Consider the following 14,215-nt stretch of genomic DNA (forward strand, 5'->3'; position numbering starts at 1 on the left):
CACATGAGTGTCGAGACGAACGCATCTCCCGCCGAGGTTCAGACCGAGGCTCCCGCCCACGGTGTCGTCCTGACGGACGTCGCGGCCACGAAGGTCAAGAGCCTGCTCGAGCAGGAGGGTCGCGACGACCTCCGCCTGCGCGTGGGTGTCCAGCCCGGCGGCTGCTCGGGCCTGATCTACCAGCTCTACTTCGACGAGCGCACGCTCGACGGTGACCTCGTCCGCGACTTCGACGGTGTCGAGGTCGTCGTCGACCGGATGAGCTCCCCGTACCTCGAGGGCGCCACGATCGACTTCGCCGACACGATCGAGAAGCAGGGCTTCACGATCGACAACCCGAACGCCGGCAGCAGCTGCGCGTGCGGCGACTCCTTCAGCTGAGCCGCTCGCACCACCCAGCAGCAGCCCAGCAGCACCGGAAGGGCCCGACCGCCACGGTCGGGCCCTTCCGCATCCCCGGACAGTCCCGGCAGCGCAGGCCCGGGGCGGTGGGCGAGGGGCAGCCGTGGTGGAGGTCGGCCCCCGGCCGGGTAGGTTCGTCCCGTGCAGATCGCCATCACCGGTTCCATCGCCACCGACCACCTCATGACCTTCGACGGGCTCTTCGCCGACTCGCTCGTCGTCGAGCAGCTCGACAAGATCTCCCTGTCGTTCCTGACCTCTGACCTGCAGGTCCGCCGGGGCGGGGTCGCGGCCAACATCGCGTTCGGCATGGCCAACCTCGGCCAGCGGCCGCTGCTCGTCGGTGCGGTCGGCGAGGACTTCACCGACTACCGCAGCTGGCTCGAGCGCCACGGCGTCGACTGCGGCGCCGTCCACTACTCCGAGTCCCAGCACACGGCCCGCTTCATCTGCACGACCGACCGCGACATGGCCCAGATCGCGACCTTCTACGCCGGAGCCATGACCGAGGCCCGCGACATCGAGCTGGCCCCTGTGGCCCAGCGCGTAGGCGGGCTCGACCTCGTCGTGATCGGGGCCAACGACCCCGAGGCGATGCTGCGCCACACCGACGAGTGCCGTTCCCGCGGCATCCCCTTCGCCGCCGACCCCTCGCAGCAGCTGGCCTTCTGCGACGGCCCCACCATCGAGCGCCTCATCGACGGCGCCGACTACCTCTTCACCAACGAGTACGAGAGCCACCTCGCCTGCCAGAAGACCGGCTGGAGCGAGGACGAGCTGGCCGACCGGGTGCGCGTGCAGGTCAAGACCCGGGGCAAGGACGGCGTCACCGTCCGGGTGCGCGGCGAGCACCCCGTCGAGGTCAAGGTCGCCCGCGAGGTGTGCAAGGCCGACCCGACCGGTGTCGGCGACGCCTTCCGCGCCGGCTACCTGACCGGCCTGGCCGTCGGGCTGCCCGTGCAGCGCTGCGCGGAGCTCGGCTCCATGCTCGCCACCTACGTCATCGAGACGGTGGGCACGCAGGAGTACGCGCTCGGCAAGGCGCGCTTCCTCGAGCGGCTCGCTGAGGCGTACGGCCCCGACTCGGCCGACGAGATCGCCCCGCACATCACCTGCCCGCGGCCGTGACGCCCCTCCCCGGACGCTGACGACCCGCCCGCCCCGCCAAGCAGCCGCACGAGAGCCGGGAGCCGTCAGTGCCCACGCCGCCACCGCCCACCTCCTGGGACTTCGCGCTCGAGCGCGTGCCGCCGGGGGAGGACCTGGTGGGGATCGGCGCCGACCTCGACGTCGCGACCCTCTACGAGGCGTACTCCGTCGGGGTGTTCCCGATGGGCATCGGCGACCACGGCGCCGAGCCGCTCGGCTGGTGGTCCCCGGACCCCAGGGGCGTCCTGCGCCCACGCGAGCTCAAGGTCAGCCGGTCGCTGCGCAAGGCGGTTGCGCACTTCGAGGTCCGCGTCGACACCGACTTCCTCGGGGTCATCGAGGCCTGCGCGGCGCCCGACCGCGACGGTCGCTGGATCACCCCGACCATCATCGACGCCTACGTCGAGCTGCACCGCGCAGGGTGGGCACACTCCATCGAGGCCTGGCAGGACGGCCGGCTCGTCGGCGGCCTCTACGGCGTGGCCATCGGCGGCCTCTTCGCCGGTGAGTCGATGTTCCACCACGTGCGGGACGCCTCGAAGGTCGCGCTCGTGGGCCTTCGGGACCTGCTCCTCGCCGACGGCGACCCGCGCCGCATCGTCGACGTCCAGTGGCAGACGCCCCACCTCGCGACGCTCGGAGTGCGCGAGGTCCCGCGGGAGGAGTACCTCGCGATCCTGCCGACGGTGCTCAACGCCCCGCTGCCGAGGTGCTGGGCGTAGCCACCTCGACGACGTATGCCGCGTGGTCGCCCTCCGCACGGGCCTCGAGGAAGCGGTGGCCCCGCATCCGGCACCAGGCCGGGACGTCGTGCGCGGCGGCCGGGTCCGTCGCCAGGACCACCACCACCCCGACGTCGGGCCGGTCGTGCACCAGTCGGGCGAGGCGGATGACGGGCAGGGGACACCGCTGACCGCGGGCGTCGAGGACGGTCTCCTCGCCGGCGCTCACAGGCCCGCCACGCCCAGCTCGGCCCGCACCCCGGCGACCGTGGGCGCCAGGGCGGAGACGAAGGCCGCCACGTCGTCGGCCAGGGCGGGGGAGACGGCGGGCAGGGGCAGGGTGACCCGCACGTTGCCGTGGGTCAACACCCCCATCGCGGCCAGCACGTGGCTCGGCTCGAGCGTGCTCGAGGTGCAGGCCGAGCCGCTGGCGACGGCGAAGCCCGCCCGGTCGAAGGCCCCGACCACGGCCTCGCCGTCCACGAAGAGGCTGGAGAAGGTGACCACGTGCGGGAGGCGGTCGTCGGGGTCGCCGACGACCTCGGTGTCGGGCACCGCCGAGGCGGCCGCTCGGATCGCCGCCACCAGCGACCGCGTCGTGCCGGCGTCGTCCGCGCGGGTCGAGGCCGTCTGCTGCCAGGCCTCCGCCGCCGCGAGGGCGAGCGGGACCCAGGGAGTGACCTCGGCACGGCCGTGCTCCACGTCCGCCCGCGCATCCACCCACTGCCACCGCACGCCCTCGCGCACGACGAGCACGCCCAGCGGCGGCCCGCCCCACGAGCGCGCGTCCCCGACGAGCACGTCCCAGTCGGCCGGCACGTCGTCGCGGCCCAGGGAGGCCATGGCGTCGACGACCAGGGGTACGCCCCGGGCGGCCGCGAGGTCCCGGGCCCGGCCGAGGGGCTGGCGGGTGCCCACCTCGCCGTTGGCGCTCTGCAGGGCCGCCACGACCGTTCGGTCCACGGCCAGGGCCGCTGCCCAGGCATCGAGGTCGACGCGGCCGGCCTCGTCCACGGGAACCTCGACGAGCAGGGACGCGTCCCCGGCAGCCGCGGCCCGGGACCGGCCGGGCACGAGGGCGGCGGAGTGCTCGACCGCGGAGGCCACGGTGCGCGCCCCGCGGCGGCGGGCGGCATACGCCACCCCGTCGACGGCCCGGGCGAGCGCGGCCGGCCCGCTGGGCAGGAAGCTCACCTCGGCCGGCTGCACCCCGAGCCCGGCGGCCAGCACCTGCCGCGAGCGGTCGAGCAGGGCGCGGGCGCGTCGCCCCTCGGCGTGCAGCCGGTCGGGGTCTGCCCAGCCCACCTCGACCGCGGCGCGGAGCGTCTCGCGCGCGACCGGGTGCAGCGGGCCGGCTGCCGCGTCGAGCAGGTGCCGTGAGGCCGGTGCGAACGCGTCCCGAGGAGGCTGGGGCGTCGTCCCGGACGTGGGTAAGGGCGTCGCTGAGGGAGGCTTCGCGGAGGCCGGCGCATCGGGTCGAGGGTTCGTGCCCGGATCGTGACTGACCACCCTGCAACGTTAGCCGCCCCCTACGGACGGCGTGACGAATGGGGCGGTAGGGTTGCGCCGTGGGCCTTGCCGGGCCTACGGATTGACGTGAAGCAGCTCGACGCGCGCCACGCGCGCCCACGTACTGAACGAAAGGTGCACCTGGTGCCTGAGCACGAAGACACCCCAGCGGCCACGCCCGTGGTGACGTCGGTGGTGGCGAGGACCGGGCGTCGCCGCCTGGTCGGCACCGCCGGCGTCGCCGGCCTCGCAACGCTCGCCCTCGGTGGTTGCCAGACGCAGGTGTCCAACGGATACCTGCCCGGCGCCGTGTCCGACACCGGGCGGCTGGTCACAGACCTCTGGATCCCCAGCTGGATCGCCGTGCTGGGTGTGGGCGCCATCACCTGGGGCCTGATCATCTACGCCGCGATCCGCTACCGCCGGCGCAAGGACGACGACGGCTCTCTCCCCGTGCAGCTGCGCTACAACGTGCCGATGGAACTGCTCTACACCGTCATCCCGGTGTTCATGATCGCTGTGTTCTTCTGGTACACCGCGCGTGACGAGGCCAGGCTGGTCGAGACGAACACGAAGAAGGACCTGACGGTCAGCGTCGTCGCGAAGCAGTGGAGCTGGGACTTCAACTACGTCGACTCCAACGTCCACGAGACCGGTGTCCACACCGAGCTCGACGGCACCACGGGCAAGCGAGCCCAGATGCCCGTCCTCTACCTGCCCGTCAACAAGCGGGTCCAGTTCGTGCTCAACTCCCGCGACGTGGTCCACAGCTTCTGGATCCCTGCATTCATCATGAAGATGGACATCATCCCGGGCAAGACCAACGGCTTCCAGGTCACGCCCACCCAGGTGGGGACGTTCCAGGGCAAGTGCGCAGAGTTCTGCGGCGCCTACCACTCCCAGATGCTGTTCATGGTCAAGGTCGTCCCCCAGAACGAGTACGACCAGGAGATGGCGCGCCTGAAGTCCATCGGCAACGAGGGCCTCATCCCCGTCAACGTCAGCCGCGAGGAGATGGTCCCCGGCGACATCCAGAAGATCCCTGCACCTGCCCGCACTGAGAGCAACCGATGACATCAGCAACCCTCAACCGTGAGGCGACCGCCACGGGCGTCCGGCCCGCTCGGCCGCGCCTGTCCAAGGGCCAGACGTTCGTCAAGTGGGTGACGACGACCGACCACAAGGTCATCGGCAACCTCTACTTCATCTCCTCGTTCGTCTTCTTCCTGCTCGGCGGCGCCCTGGCGCTGCTCATCCGCGCCGAGCTCATGGCGCCTGGCCTGCAGGTCGTGGACAACGTCGACCAGTACAACCAGCTGTTCACGATGCACGGCACGATCATGCTGCTGCTCTTCGCGACGCCGCTCTTCGCCGGGTTCGCCAACGCGATCATGCCGCTGCAGATCGGCGCCCCCGACGTCGCGTTCCCGCGCCTCAACATGTTCGCCTACTGGCTCTACCTCTTCGGTGGCCTCATCGCCTCGGCCGGGTTCCTGACGCCGCAAGGCGCAGCCTCCTTCGGCTGGTACGCGTACGCCCCCCTCTCCGACGCCAGCTACACCCCCGGCCTCGGGGGCGACCTGTGGGTCTTCGGCCTGGCCCTCGCCGGGTTCGGCACGATCCTGGGCGCCGTCAACTTCATCACCACGATCATCTGCATGCGGGCCCCCGGCATGACCATGTTCCGCATGCCGATGTTCACGTGGACCGTGCTCGTTACCTCGCTGCTGGTGATCATGGCGTTCCCGATCCTCGCCGCGGCGCTCTTCGCCCTTGGTGGTGACCGCCGGTTCGGGATGCAGATCTTCCAGCCGGAGAACAACGGGGCGATGCTGTGGCAGCACATGTTCTGGTTCTTCGGGCACCCGGAGGTCTACATCATCGCGCTGCCGTTCTTCGGCATCATCAGCGAGGTCATGCCGGTCTTCTCCCGCAAGCCGCTCTTCGGCTACAAGACGCTGGTCTTCGCCACGATCGCGATCGCGGCGTTGTCGGCGAGCGTCTGGGCGCACCACATGTACGCGACCGGGCAGGTGCTCCTACCCTTCTTCGCGGTCATGACGATGCTCATCGCGGTGCCCACGGGGGTGAAGTTCTTCAACTGGATCGGCACGATGTGGGGCGGCAAGGTCGTCATGGCCACCCCGATGATCTGGGCGATCGGCTTCCTCGTGACGTTCTTGTTCGGCGGCCTGACCGGCATCATCCTGTCCAGCCCGGCGCTCGACTTCCACCTCAACGACAGCTACTTCGTCGTCGCGCACTTCCACTACACCGTCTTCGGCACCGTGGTGTTCGCGATGTTCTCCGGCTTCTACTTCTGGTGGCCCAAGATGACCGGACGGATGTTGGACGAGAGGCTGGGCAAGATCCACTTCTGGATGCTGTTCATCGGCTTCCACACCACCTTCCTCATCCAGCACTGGCTCGGTGTGGAGGGCATGGCACGGCGCTACGCGGACTACCTGCCGGAGGAGGGGTTCCAGGCGGCCAACATCGTCTCGAGCCTCGGCGCCTTCCTGCTCGGCGCGTCGATGATCCCGTTCCTGTACAACGTCTGGAAGACGTGGCGGCACGCGCCGATGGTCGAGTCCGACGACCCGTGGGGCTTCGGTGGCTCGCTGGAGTGGGCCACCTCGTGCCCACCGCCGCGCCACAACTTCACCTCGCTCCCGCGGATCCGCTCCGAGCGACCGGCCTTCGACCTGCACCACCCTGAGGTGGGGGCCGGGCAGACGGCGGTCGCCGACCAGAGCACCCTCGTTCAGGTCATGGGCCCGGCCGACGTCCGCGGCGAACACGAGGGCCACGGAGACCACCGGGTCGCCACCGAGTCCGAGAAGCGGGAGCACTGACCCGATGCGTATCGAGACCAAGCTCTTCCTCTACCTCCTCGGCTTCTTCGTCCCGGTCACGCTCATCTACGGCTTCTGGTCCACGTGGGAGCCCATCGGCACCACCGCCCTGACGCTGAGCGCGCTGCTCTTCGCCCTCACGGGCTTCTACCTCTACATGACGGGCAAGAAGCTGCCGTTGCGTCCCGAGGACAACGCGGCCGGCGAGATCGAGGACGCCGAGGGCAACTACGGCTACTTCGTCGCGAGCTCCTGGACCCCGCTGTGGCTCGCAGGGTCCGGTGCCATCATGTTCGCCGGCCTGGCAGTCGGCTGGTGGCTCTTCATCATCGGTGCCTTCCTCGGCGTCGTCGCCGTCTGCCTCTGGGTGTTCGAGTCCTTCTCGGGCGAGTACTCCGTCTGACCCGGCTGCTGGGTCCGCACACAGCGATCCCAGCAGTCGCCAGGACACGAAGGGCCCCGGTCTGCGACCGGGGCCCTTTCACGTCGTCCCGAGCGGTCCCAGGGGTGTCTTTGGGGTGTCACCCCTGGCTCTCCCAGTGCGTCGTGCCGCTGGGGGCCGGTCCTGAGGCGGCCGTATGCCGTCAGGCCGGGATGCCACCACGCCAGCCGTGCTGCGGGCCGAAGCCGATCAGGCGCCGGGCGAGGGCGTTGGACAGCAGCGTCTCGCGCCCCTTCAGCTCGGAGCGCACCTCGACAGCCGGGAAGACCTCTCGCAGCAGCTCGGCGCTGGGCCGCTCCATGATGGTGTCGTCGTTCGCGATGATGACGTTGACCGAACCACTCGTGTCGGCCTGCAGCGCGTTGCGACACGAGGCGGCGGCGTCACGCACGTCGATGTAGCCCCACAGGTTCCACATGCGGCTCGTGGCATCCGCCTGGAAGGAGCGCACCGCCCGGTAGTCCTCGTCGGTGAAGATGTTGCTGAAGCGCAGGCCGACGAAGGGAATTCCGCTCCAGTTGCTGATGTGCGCCGCCATCGACTCGGAGAGCACCTTGGAGAGGGCGTACGTCGACTCCGGGTGGGGGAAGTGGTCCTCGTCCACAGGGACGTAGCGCGGGGGAGCCTCAGGGCTGAACGCGAGGCCGAGGGTGGTCTCGCTCGAGGCCCAGACGACCTTGCGCAGGCCGAGCGTCTGCGCCGTGAGGAAGACGTGCGCGTTCATCGTCGTGTTCTCGGTCAGCGTGCGGGCCGCCGGCCGCAGTCCGGGAGCGGGGATGTTGGCCAGGTGCACCACGGCGTCGGCACCGTCCAGGACGTCGACGACCTGACCGTGGTCGGTCAGGTCGGCACGCAGGTAGGGAGCGCGAAGCCCGTCCGGTGCAGCTGCCACGTCGGTGGCGGTGACCCGGTAGCCGTGCTCGAGCAGCTCGGCCACGGCGGCACGGCCGGCCTTGCCGGCCGCACCGGTCACCACGATCTTCTCGGAGGATGTCGTCATTGAAGCACCCTAGCCACGCGGCCCCCGGGGGTCGCATGGCGGCGGCCGGCGGGAACAACGAAGGGGAAGGCCGGGTGGCCTTCCCCTTCGATTGGAGCTGCCCGTTCACGGGCCGAGCGGCTCGCAGTGCGATCGTGTGGGAGAGGACATCTGTGCGCACCTCCATCCGATCGGGTTGTCGGTTCCTCGACGTTAACTCCGGCCGTATCCCATGTGAAGAGGCAAGGACAGGGGATTGGCGAAACTGTCCCGAATGGGAGACATGGGAGGGTCAGCCCCAGCCGAGCTCGTGCAGGTGCGCGTCGTCGATCCCGAAGTGGTGGGCCACCTCGTGCACCACCGTGACGGCGATCTCGTCCCGCAGCTCCTGGGGCGTCGTGCACATGCGCTCGAGCGGTCCCTGGAAGATGGTGATCCGGTCCGGGAGCGCGCCGGCCTCCCACCAGCTGTCCCGTTCGGTCAGCGGTGTCCCGTCGTAGACGCCGAGCAGGTCTGGCTCCTCGGGCGGTGGCTCCTGCTCGACGAGGACGACGACGTTGTCCATGGCGCGTGCGAGCTCCTCGGGAATCGAGTCGAGGGCGTCGCCGACCGCCTCCTCGAACTCCGCGTCGGACAGGTGCTGCATGGCACGGAGTCTGTCACGGACCTGCAGGCGGGCCGAGCACCATCAGAGCAGCAGAAATCGGGGCCCGGTCACGCGCAGCACGGCTCAGTGGCCGTCTCCGTCGCCGTCGGCGCGTGCCGGGGGCAGGCGTCCGAGCGACGGCGTACGACCAAGCGGCCTGGACGCTGCTGTGCCCGACGGCGCACGACCTCCACGGTCGTGCCCAGGGCGGAGACCAGTCCGAGGACGAGGGATCCGACGACCGCCGGTCACACCCGGCCCGCATACCACGAGAGGGACTCCCCGCTGGGGGAGCCCCTCTCGGTGCCGCTGGACCGCGCCTCAGCCGCGGTGCCTGTCAGCCTTGATCGTCTCGCGCTCCTGCCCGGCACCTGCCGCCTCGATCGCCTCGTGCTCCCCGGTGGGAGCAGCCACGTGCTCGTGGGCGTGGTGCTCGGCCTCGAGCTCCGCCGGCGTCGGGGGAGCCACGCGGTCGTTGAAGTAGAAGTGCGACAACCGCGCACGGCGCCGCTGCTTGCGGCTGACCGGGTTGTCCACCCCGTTGGCGTCCTTGGTCGCGGACAGCTGCAGGGGAGCGAGCGACTCGTGCTGGACGAGGGGCCAGCGCTCCTCCGGGGTGAGCGGCGCGTGGATCTCCTCGAACCGGCCGTCGGCGTAGCGCCAGATCGTGCCGGTCTCGCGACCGTGCAGGACCTTCTGGCGGTCGGCGCGCTGAAGGCTGAGGCAGATCCGCTTGGTGATCCAGAACGTGACGACCGGGGCGACGAAGAACAGCAGGCGCAGCACCTGGGTGATGTCGTTGATCGACAGGTGCAGCTTGATCGCCATCAGGTCGTTGCCCGCCGCCATGAAGAGCACGAGGTACATGGAGATGCCGGCGACGCCGATCGCAGTGCGCGTGGGGGCGTTGCGCGGGCGGTCGAGCAGGTGGTGCTCGCGCTTGTCACCCGTGACCCACGCCTCGACGAACGGGTAGGCGCCGATGATGCCCCACATGATCGGCAGCAGCAGGATCGAGCCGGGGAAGATGTTCATGCTCCACGTGAAGCCGAACGTCTCGAACTCGAGCCAACCCGGCAGCAGGCGCAGCGCGCCATCGGCGAAGCCCATGTACCAGTCGGGCTGCGACCCGGCGGTGATCGCGGAGGGGTCGTAGGGACCGTAGGCCCAGATCGGGTTGATCGTGACGACTGCCGAGATCAGGGCGATGACGCCGAAGACGATGAAGAAGAAGCCTCCGGCCTTGGCGATGTAGACCGGCAGCAGCGGGTAGCCCACGACGTTGCTGTTGGTGCGGCCCGGCCCGGGGAACTGGGTGTGCTTGTGCACGAAGACGAGCAGGATGTGCGCCGTGAAGAGTCCGACGAGGATCGCCGGGATCAGCAGGACGTGCGCGGAGTAGAGGCGCGGGATGATCGCCTCGCCCGGGAACGCGCCGCCGAAGATGAAGTAGGCCATGTACGAACCGATGACCGGCACGGACTGGACGAAGCCGTTCATGGCGCGGATGCCCGTGCCCGACAGCAGGTCGTCGGGCAGCGAGTAGCCCGCGAAGCCCTCGATGCAGGCGAGCATCGACAGGATGGTGCCGAACACCCAGTTGATCTCACGCGGCTTGCGGAACGCGCCGGTGAAGAAGACGCGGGCCATGTGCACGAACACGGAGACGATGAAGACCAGTGCGGCCCAGTGGTGGATCTGGCGGATCAGCAGTCCACCGCGGATGTCGAAGGAGATCCCGAGGGTGGAGCGGTAGGCGTCGGACATCGTCACGCCCTGGAGCGGGACGTAGGACCCGTCGTAGACGACCGGGCTGGCGCTCGGGACGAACCAGAACGTCAGGAACGCACCGGTGAGCAGGCAGATGATCATCGAGTACATCGCGATCTCGCCGAGCATGAAGGACCAGTGGTCGGGGAAGACCTTCTTGGCCAGGAAGGAGACGCCCTTGGCGGCACCCAGGCGGTCGTCCATCCACCCGGCGATGCCACCGAGTGGCTTCTGGGCGGAGGCTCGTTCGTCCGCCTGCCGGTCGCCGGCGCGCAGGGCGTCGGCGGGACGGGACTCGTGAATGGTGCTCATCGGGCACGCTCCCAGAAGCTCGGTCCCACGGGCTCCATGAAGCCCTGGGGGGCGACGAGGTAGCCCGCGTCGTCGACGGTGATCTTGAGTTGCGGCAGCGGCCGCCGGGCCGGGCCGAAGATGACCTTGCAGTCCTGAGTGACGTCGAAGGTCGACTGGTGGCAGGGGCACAGCAGGTGGTGCGTCTGCTGCTCGTAGAGGCCGACCGCACAGCCGACGTGCGTGCAGATCTTGGAGTAGGCGAGGACGCCGTCGACGCCCCAGTCCCTGGCCTTCGGCACCGTGATGAGGTCGGGGTCCAGGCGCATCAGGATGACGGCGGCCTTGGCCTTGGCCTCCAGGACGCCCTTGCCCTCGTCGAGGTACTTCTGCAGGGTCTCCGGCATGACGTGGAAGACGGATCCGTTGGTCACCTCGTCGAGGCGGATGGGCGTCATCTCAGGGTCGCGCATGAGGCGGATCGGCTTGCCGCCGTTGTCCTTGGGGTCCCAGATCGTGTGCTTGAGCTCCTCGACGTTCACGGGGCCGAGCGAGCCTGCGACCTGCAGGCCGAGGGGGAGGGCGAAGAGGCCCAGGGCGCCGCCGAGGGAGTACTTGATCAGGGGACGCCGGTTCACCTGGGTGGACGCGACACCCTCGTTGACCGTGGCGACCGCCTTGGCGCGCTGCTCCAGCGTCGAGGCCTGCGCGTGGCGCTCCTCGACCATCTCCACGTCGGACATCAGCGTCTTGGCCCAGTGCACCGCGCCGATGCCGATGAGGAAGATGGCGAACCCGAGGGAGAGCCCGAGCACGACGTTCTGGGTCTTGGCCCGGCCGATGCCGGGAAGGAAGAAGGTCGCCTCGTCGGGGATCGCGAAGTAGCTCACGAGGAACACGAGCGTGAAGAGCATCGAGAGGCCGAACATCGTGGCGACCTGGCGCTCCGCTCGCCTGGCGGCGGCCGGGTTGTCGTCGGCGGCACGGTGGACGTGCGGGGGCAGCCCGGGGTTCGCGAAGTGGTCGGGGTCGGTCACCAGCGACGCCGGAAGGGTCTCCTGGCCGTCGGCGGCCGCGGGGACGAGGGCCGCACCGTGACCGGTCTGGCCGGGTTCCGTGGTCTCGTGGTCGTTCATCGGATCGTGGTCCTGTCGTCGTTCGTGAGCGGGCCCTGGCAGCGCGTGTTCATGCGGCCTTCTTGCCGAGCCAGACGGCGCAGCCGATGAGGATGCCCAGACCGAACACCCATGCGAAAAGACCCTCGGAGACCGGGCCCAGGTTGCCCAGCGTGAGGCCGCCGACGTTGGTCTCGGCCTCCTGCGCCTTGAGGTAGGAGATGACCTTCTGCTTCGCCTCGGGCGAGAGGTTCATGTCGTTGAAGACGGGCATCGACTGCGGTCCCGTCACCATGGCTTCGTAGATGTGCTTGGGCGAGGTCTCCTGCAGCGACGGGGCGTACTTGCCACGGGTCAGGGCGCCACCGGCACCGGCGAAGTTGTGGCACATGGCGCAGTTGACGCGGAAGATCTCGCCGCCCTCGGCGATGGCCTTGTTGTTCTCCGCGGTGCCCGGCTGCAGCACCGTCGTGTACTTGGAGTCGGGGACCGACGGGCCGGGGCCGAGCTGGGCGACGTAGGCGGCCAGCGCGGCGATCTGCTCGTCGTTGAACTTGACCTTGTTCTTGGGTGCCTGGACGTTCGGGCCCGGCAGCGGCATACGTCCGGTGCCGACCTGGAAGTCCACCGAGGCGGCGCCGACCCCGACGAGGGAGGGGCCGGACTTCGTGCCCTGCGCCTGCACGCCGTGGCAGGTGGCGCAGTTGGCCACGAAGAGGTCCTTGCCCTGCGCGACGGCGTCGGCCGCAGCGGTGGGTGCAGCGGCCTTGGCGTCCTTCGGGGCGAGGAAGGAGTAGGCGCCGCCGGTCACGAGCAGGCCGAGCAGCAGCAGCACCGCGATCGCGGCGGGGTGTCGGCGTCGGGCGGCCAAGGCGTTCACTGTTGGTTCCTGTCGTCCATGGAGGTGGGGATGGGGCTCGTCTGCGTGCTCATGCGCCCGATCAGCGCAGGATGTAGATGGTCGCGAACAGGGCGATCCACACGACGTCGACGAAGTGCCAGTAGTAGGAGGTCACGACCGCGCCGGTGGCGTTGGCGTGCGTGTAGCGGCGCGTCGTGAAGGTGCGCGCGATGATCAGCAGGAACGCGATGAGCCCGCCGGTCACGTGCAGGCCGTGGAAGCCGGTCGCCATGTAGAAGATCGAGCCGTAGGCGTCGGAGCTGAGGGTGATGTTGTCGCGGGTGAGCTCGGAGTACTCCATGACCTGGCCGGCGATGAAGAAGGCGCCGAAGAGGTACGTCACGACGTACCACTCGCGCATGCCCCAGCCCTTGAGGTCGAAGAGCCGACCGGTGCGCGCCTTCTGGCCGCGCTCGGCCTTCCAGACGCCGAGCTGGCACCACACCGACGAGATGACGAGCACGAGCGTGTTGATGCTCGCGAACGTCACGTTCAGCTTCTCGGTGTGGGTGGCCCACAGGTCGCCGCGAACCGACCGCAGCTGGAAGTACACGGCGAAGAGACCCGCGAAGAACATGAGCTCGCTGGAGAGCCACACGATGGTGCCGACGGCAACCATGTTGGGGCGGGTCGCGGGCCCGTGATGGGCCGTGTTCGCCACTGTGCTTGAAGGAACTGCCGATGCTGTCGCCACGTTGGACATTATTCCCACATTCCGGTCCGGCTATGCGAGGGGCCCCCCGGGGAAGCGACATCTCGCGCAGGTGTAGAGAGTTCGTGACCGTTTCGACATGAACCCTGAACAGCCGTGCCGAGGCCGTCCACCTCCACCCTCCCACGTTCCTCCCGCCGGGTCACCGCCCCTGGGGCGCGGGCGGAAACGGCCACCCGGACGGTGGGGCGAGGTGTGTGAAGGGGTGGTGGGGCAGCCCGGTAGCATCTGGCGCATGACCGCCTCGAACGACAGCGCAGCACCGGGCATGTCCACGACCGTCGCGACGACCGGTACGACCGACTCCTCCGAGTCGCGTCGCCCGGTGGCCCAGGTCAGCGTGCTGCTCTACAGCGACGACATCACCACGCGGGACGCCGTGCGCGCGGCCGTGGGCCGTCGCCCCGCTCGTGACGTGGAGGTGGTTCGCTGGCACGAGTGCGCGACGGCGGACGCCGTCATCAGCTCCGTCGAGAGCGACCACTTCGACATCCTGGTCCTCGACGGCGAGGCGGCCAAGGTCGGTGGCCTCGGCCTCGCCCGGCAGCTGAAGAACGAGATCTTCGAGTGCCCGTCCATCATCGTGCTGACCGGCCGCCCGCAGGACAGCTGGCTCGCTGCCTGGTCCCAGGCCGACCTCGCCGTCCCGCACCCGCTCGACCCGATCGCGCTCACGTCGGCCGTGGCGACGCTCGCGCGCCCGGGCGTGCCCACCGCCTGAG

15 protein-coding genes are annotated in these 14,215 nt (G+C 69.6%); 7 read left to right on the top strand and 8 right to left on the bottom strand.

Going from position 1 to position 14,215, the window contains the following annotated elements; translation table 11 throughout:
• Window positions 1-3: 3 nt before the first annotated feature.
• The 3 genes from erpA to aat all read left to right on the top strand — a co-directional run bounded on the left by erpA (window position 4) and on the right by aat (window position 2,273).
• On the top strand, window positions 4-381 hold the full coding sequence (gene erpA / locus ABD194_RS16875) for an iron-sulfur cluster insertion protein ErpA (protein ID WP_045192555.1): 378 nt from the start codon (window positions 4-6) through the stop codon (window positions 379-381).
• 162 nt (window positions 382-543) lie between these two features.
• On the top strand, window positions 544-1,530 hold the full coding sequence (locus ABD194_RS16880) for a carbohydrate kinase family protein (RefSeq protein WP_343993476.1): 987 nt from the start codon (window positions 544-546) through the stop codon (window positions 1,528-1,530).
• 68 nt (window positions 1,531-1,598) lie between these two features.
• Entirely contained in the window at window positions 1,599-2,273 is a 675-nt protein-coding gene (gene aat, locus ABD194_RS16885; RefSeq protein WP_343993478.1) for a leucyl/phenylalanyl-tRNA--protein transferase, read from the top strand.
• Here the strand turns inward: aat and ABD194_RS16890 are convergent.
• The gene (locus ABD194_RS16890) at window positions 2,242-2,502 is read right to left on the bottom strand and encodes a sulfurtransferase TusA family protein (protein ID WP_343993480.1); all 261 of its coding nucleotides are present in this window, start codon (window positions 2,500-2,502) and stop codon (window positions 2,242-2,244) included. The genes aat and ABD194_RS16890 overlap by 32 nt on opposite strands.
• A complete protein-coding gene (locus ABD194_RS16895) occupies window positions 2,499-3,782 on the bottom strand; it encodes an aminotransferase class V-fold PLP-dependent enzyme (RefSeq protein ID WP_343993482.1) in 1,284 nt (427 codons plus the stop codon). Before ABD194_RS16895 ends, ABD194_RS16890 begins: the two co-directional genes overlap by 4 nt.
• A 144-nt stretch (window positions 3,783-3,926) precedes the next feature.
• On the opposite strand from ABD194_RS16895, the gene ctaC reads away from it, so the two are divergent.
• Genes ctaC through ABD194_RS16910 form a run of 3 tightly spaced genes read left to right on the top strand, consistent with a single transcriptional unit; the run spans window position 3,927 to window position 7,040 of the window.
• Window positions 3,927-4,856 carry an aa3-type cytochrome oxidase subunit II gene (ctaC, locus tag ABD194_RS16900; protein ID WP_343993484.1) on the top strand — a complete coding sequence of 310 codons (930 nt, stop codon included), beginning with the start codon at window positions 3,927-3,929 and terminating at the stop codon, window positions 4,854-4,856.
• On the top strand, window positions 4,853-6,637 hold the full coding sequence (ctaD, locus tag ABD194_RS16905; RefSeq protein WP_343993486.1) for an aa3-type cytochrome oxidase subunit I: 1,785 nt from the start codon (window positions 4,853-4,855) through the stop codon (window positions 6,635-6,637). The genes ctaC and ctaD overlap by 4 nt, the downstream gene beginning before the upstream one ends.
• Window positions 6,638-6,641: 4 nt before the next feature.
• A complete protein-coding gene (locus tag ABD194_RS16910; RefSeq protein WP_343993488.1) occupies window positions 6,642-7,040 on the top strand; it encodes a cytochrome c oxidase subunit 4 in 399 nt (132 codons plus the stop codon).
• A 181-nt stretch (window positions 7,041-7,221) separates the two neighbouring features.
• Here ABD194_RS16910 and ABD194_RS16915 read toward each other — a convergent pair whose 3' ends face one another.
• From ABD194_RS16915 to ctaE, 6 genes are all read right to left on the bottom strand, one after another.
• Window positions 7,222-8,079 (bottom strand): NAD-dependent epimerase/dehydratase family protein, encoded by an 858-nt coding sequence (locus ABD194_RS16915; RefSeq protein ID WP_343993490.1) that lies wholly within the window; start codon window positions 8,077-8,079, stop codon window positions 7,222-7,224.
• Between the two features lie 271 nt (window positions 8,080-8,350).
• Window positions 8,351-8,704 (bottom strand): metallopeptidase family protein, encoded by a 354-nt coding sequence (locus ABD194_RS16920; RefSeq protein ID WP_343993492.1) that lies wholly within the window; start codon window positions 8,702-8,704, stop codon window positions 8,351-8,353.
• A 321-nt stretch (window positions 8,705-9,025) separates the two neighbouring features.
• A complete protein-coding gene (gene qcrB, locus ABD194_RS16925; RefSeq protein ID WP_343993494.1) occupies window positions 9,026-10,786 on the bottom strand; it encodes a cytochrome bc1 complex cytochrome b subunit in 1,761 nt (586 codons plus the stop codon).
• The gene (gene qcrA / locus ABD194_RS16930) at window positions 10,783-11,901 is read right to left on the bottom strand and encodes a cytochrome bc1 complex Rieske iron-sulfur subunit (RefSeq protein WP_343993496.1); all 1,119 of its coding nucleotides are present in this window, start codon (window positions 11,899-11,901) and stop codon (window positions 10,783-10,785) included. Before qcrA ends, qcrB begins: the two co-directional genes overlap by 4 nt.
• A gap of 49 nt (window positions 11,902-11,950) precedes the next feature.
• Window positions 11,951-12,760 (bottom strand): cytochrome bc1 complex diheme cytochrome c subunit, encoded by an 810-nt coding sequence (gene qcrC / locus ABD194_RS16935; RefSeq protein ID WP_343993498.1) that lies wholly within the window; start codon window positions 12,758-12,760, stop codon window positions 11,951-11,953.
• 61 nt (window positions 12,761-12,821) lie between these two features.
• Window positions 12,822-13,484, bottom strand: a complete 663-nt coding sequence (ctaE, locus tag ABD194_RS16940) for an aa3-type cytochrome oxidase subunit III (RefSeq protein WP_343993500.1) — start codon at window positions 13,482-13,484, stop codon at window positions 12,822-12,824.
• Between the two features lie 244 nt (window positions 13,485-13,728).
• On the opposite strand from ctaE, the gene ABD194_RS16945 reads away from it, so the two are divergent.
• Window positions 13,729-14,214, top strand: a complete 486-nt coding sequence (locus tag ABD194_RS16945; RefSeq protein ID WP_343993502.1) for a response regulator transcription factor — start codon at window positions 13,729-13,731, stop codon at window positions 14,212-14,214.
• Window position 14,215: the final 1 nt, after the last annotated feature.

The sequence above is a fragment of the Terrabacter terrae genome (genome assembly GCF_039529575.1).
Taxonomy (GTDB): domain Bacteria; phylum Actinomycetota; class Actinomycetes; order Actinomycetales; family Dermatophilaceae; genus Terrabacter; species Terrabacter terrae.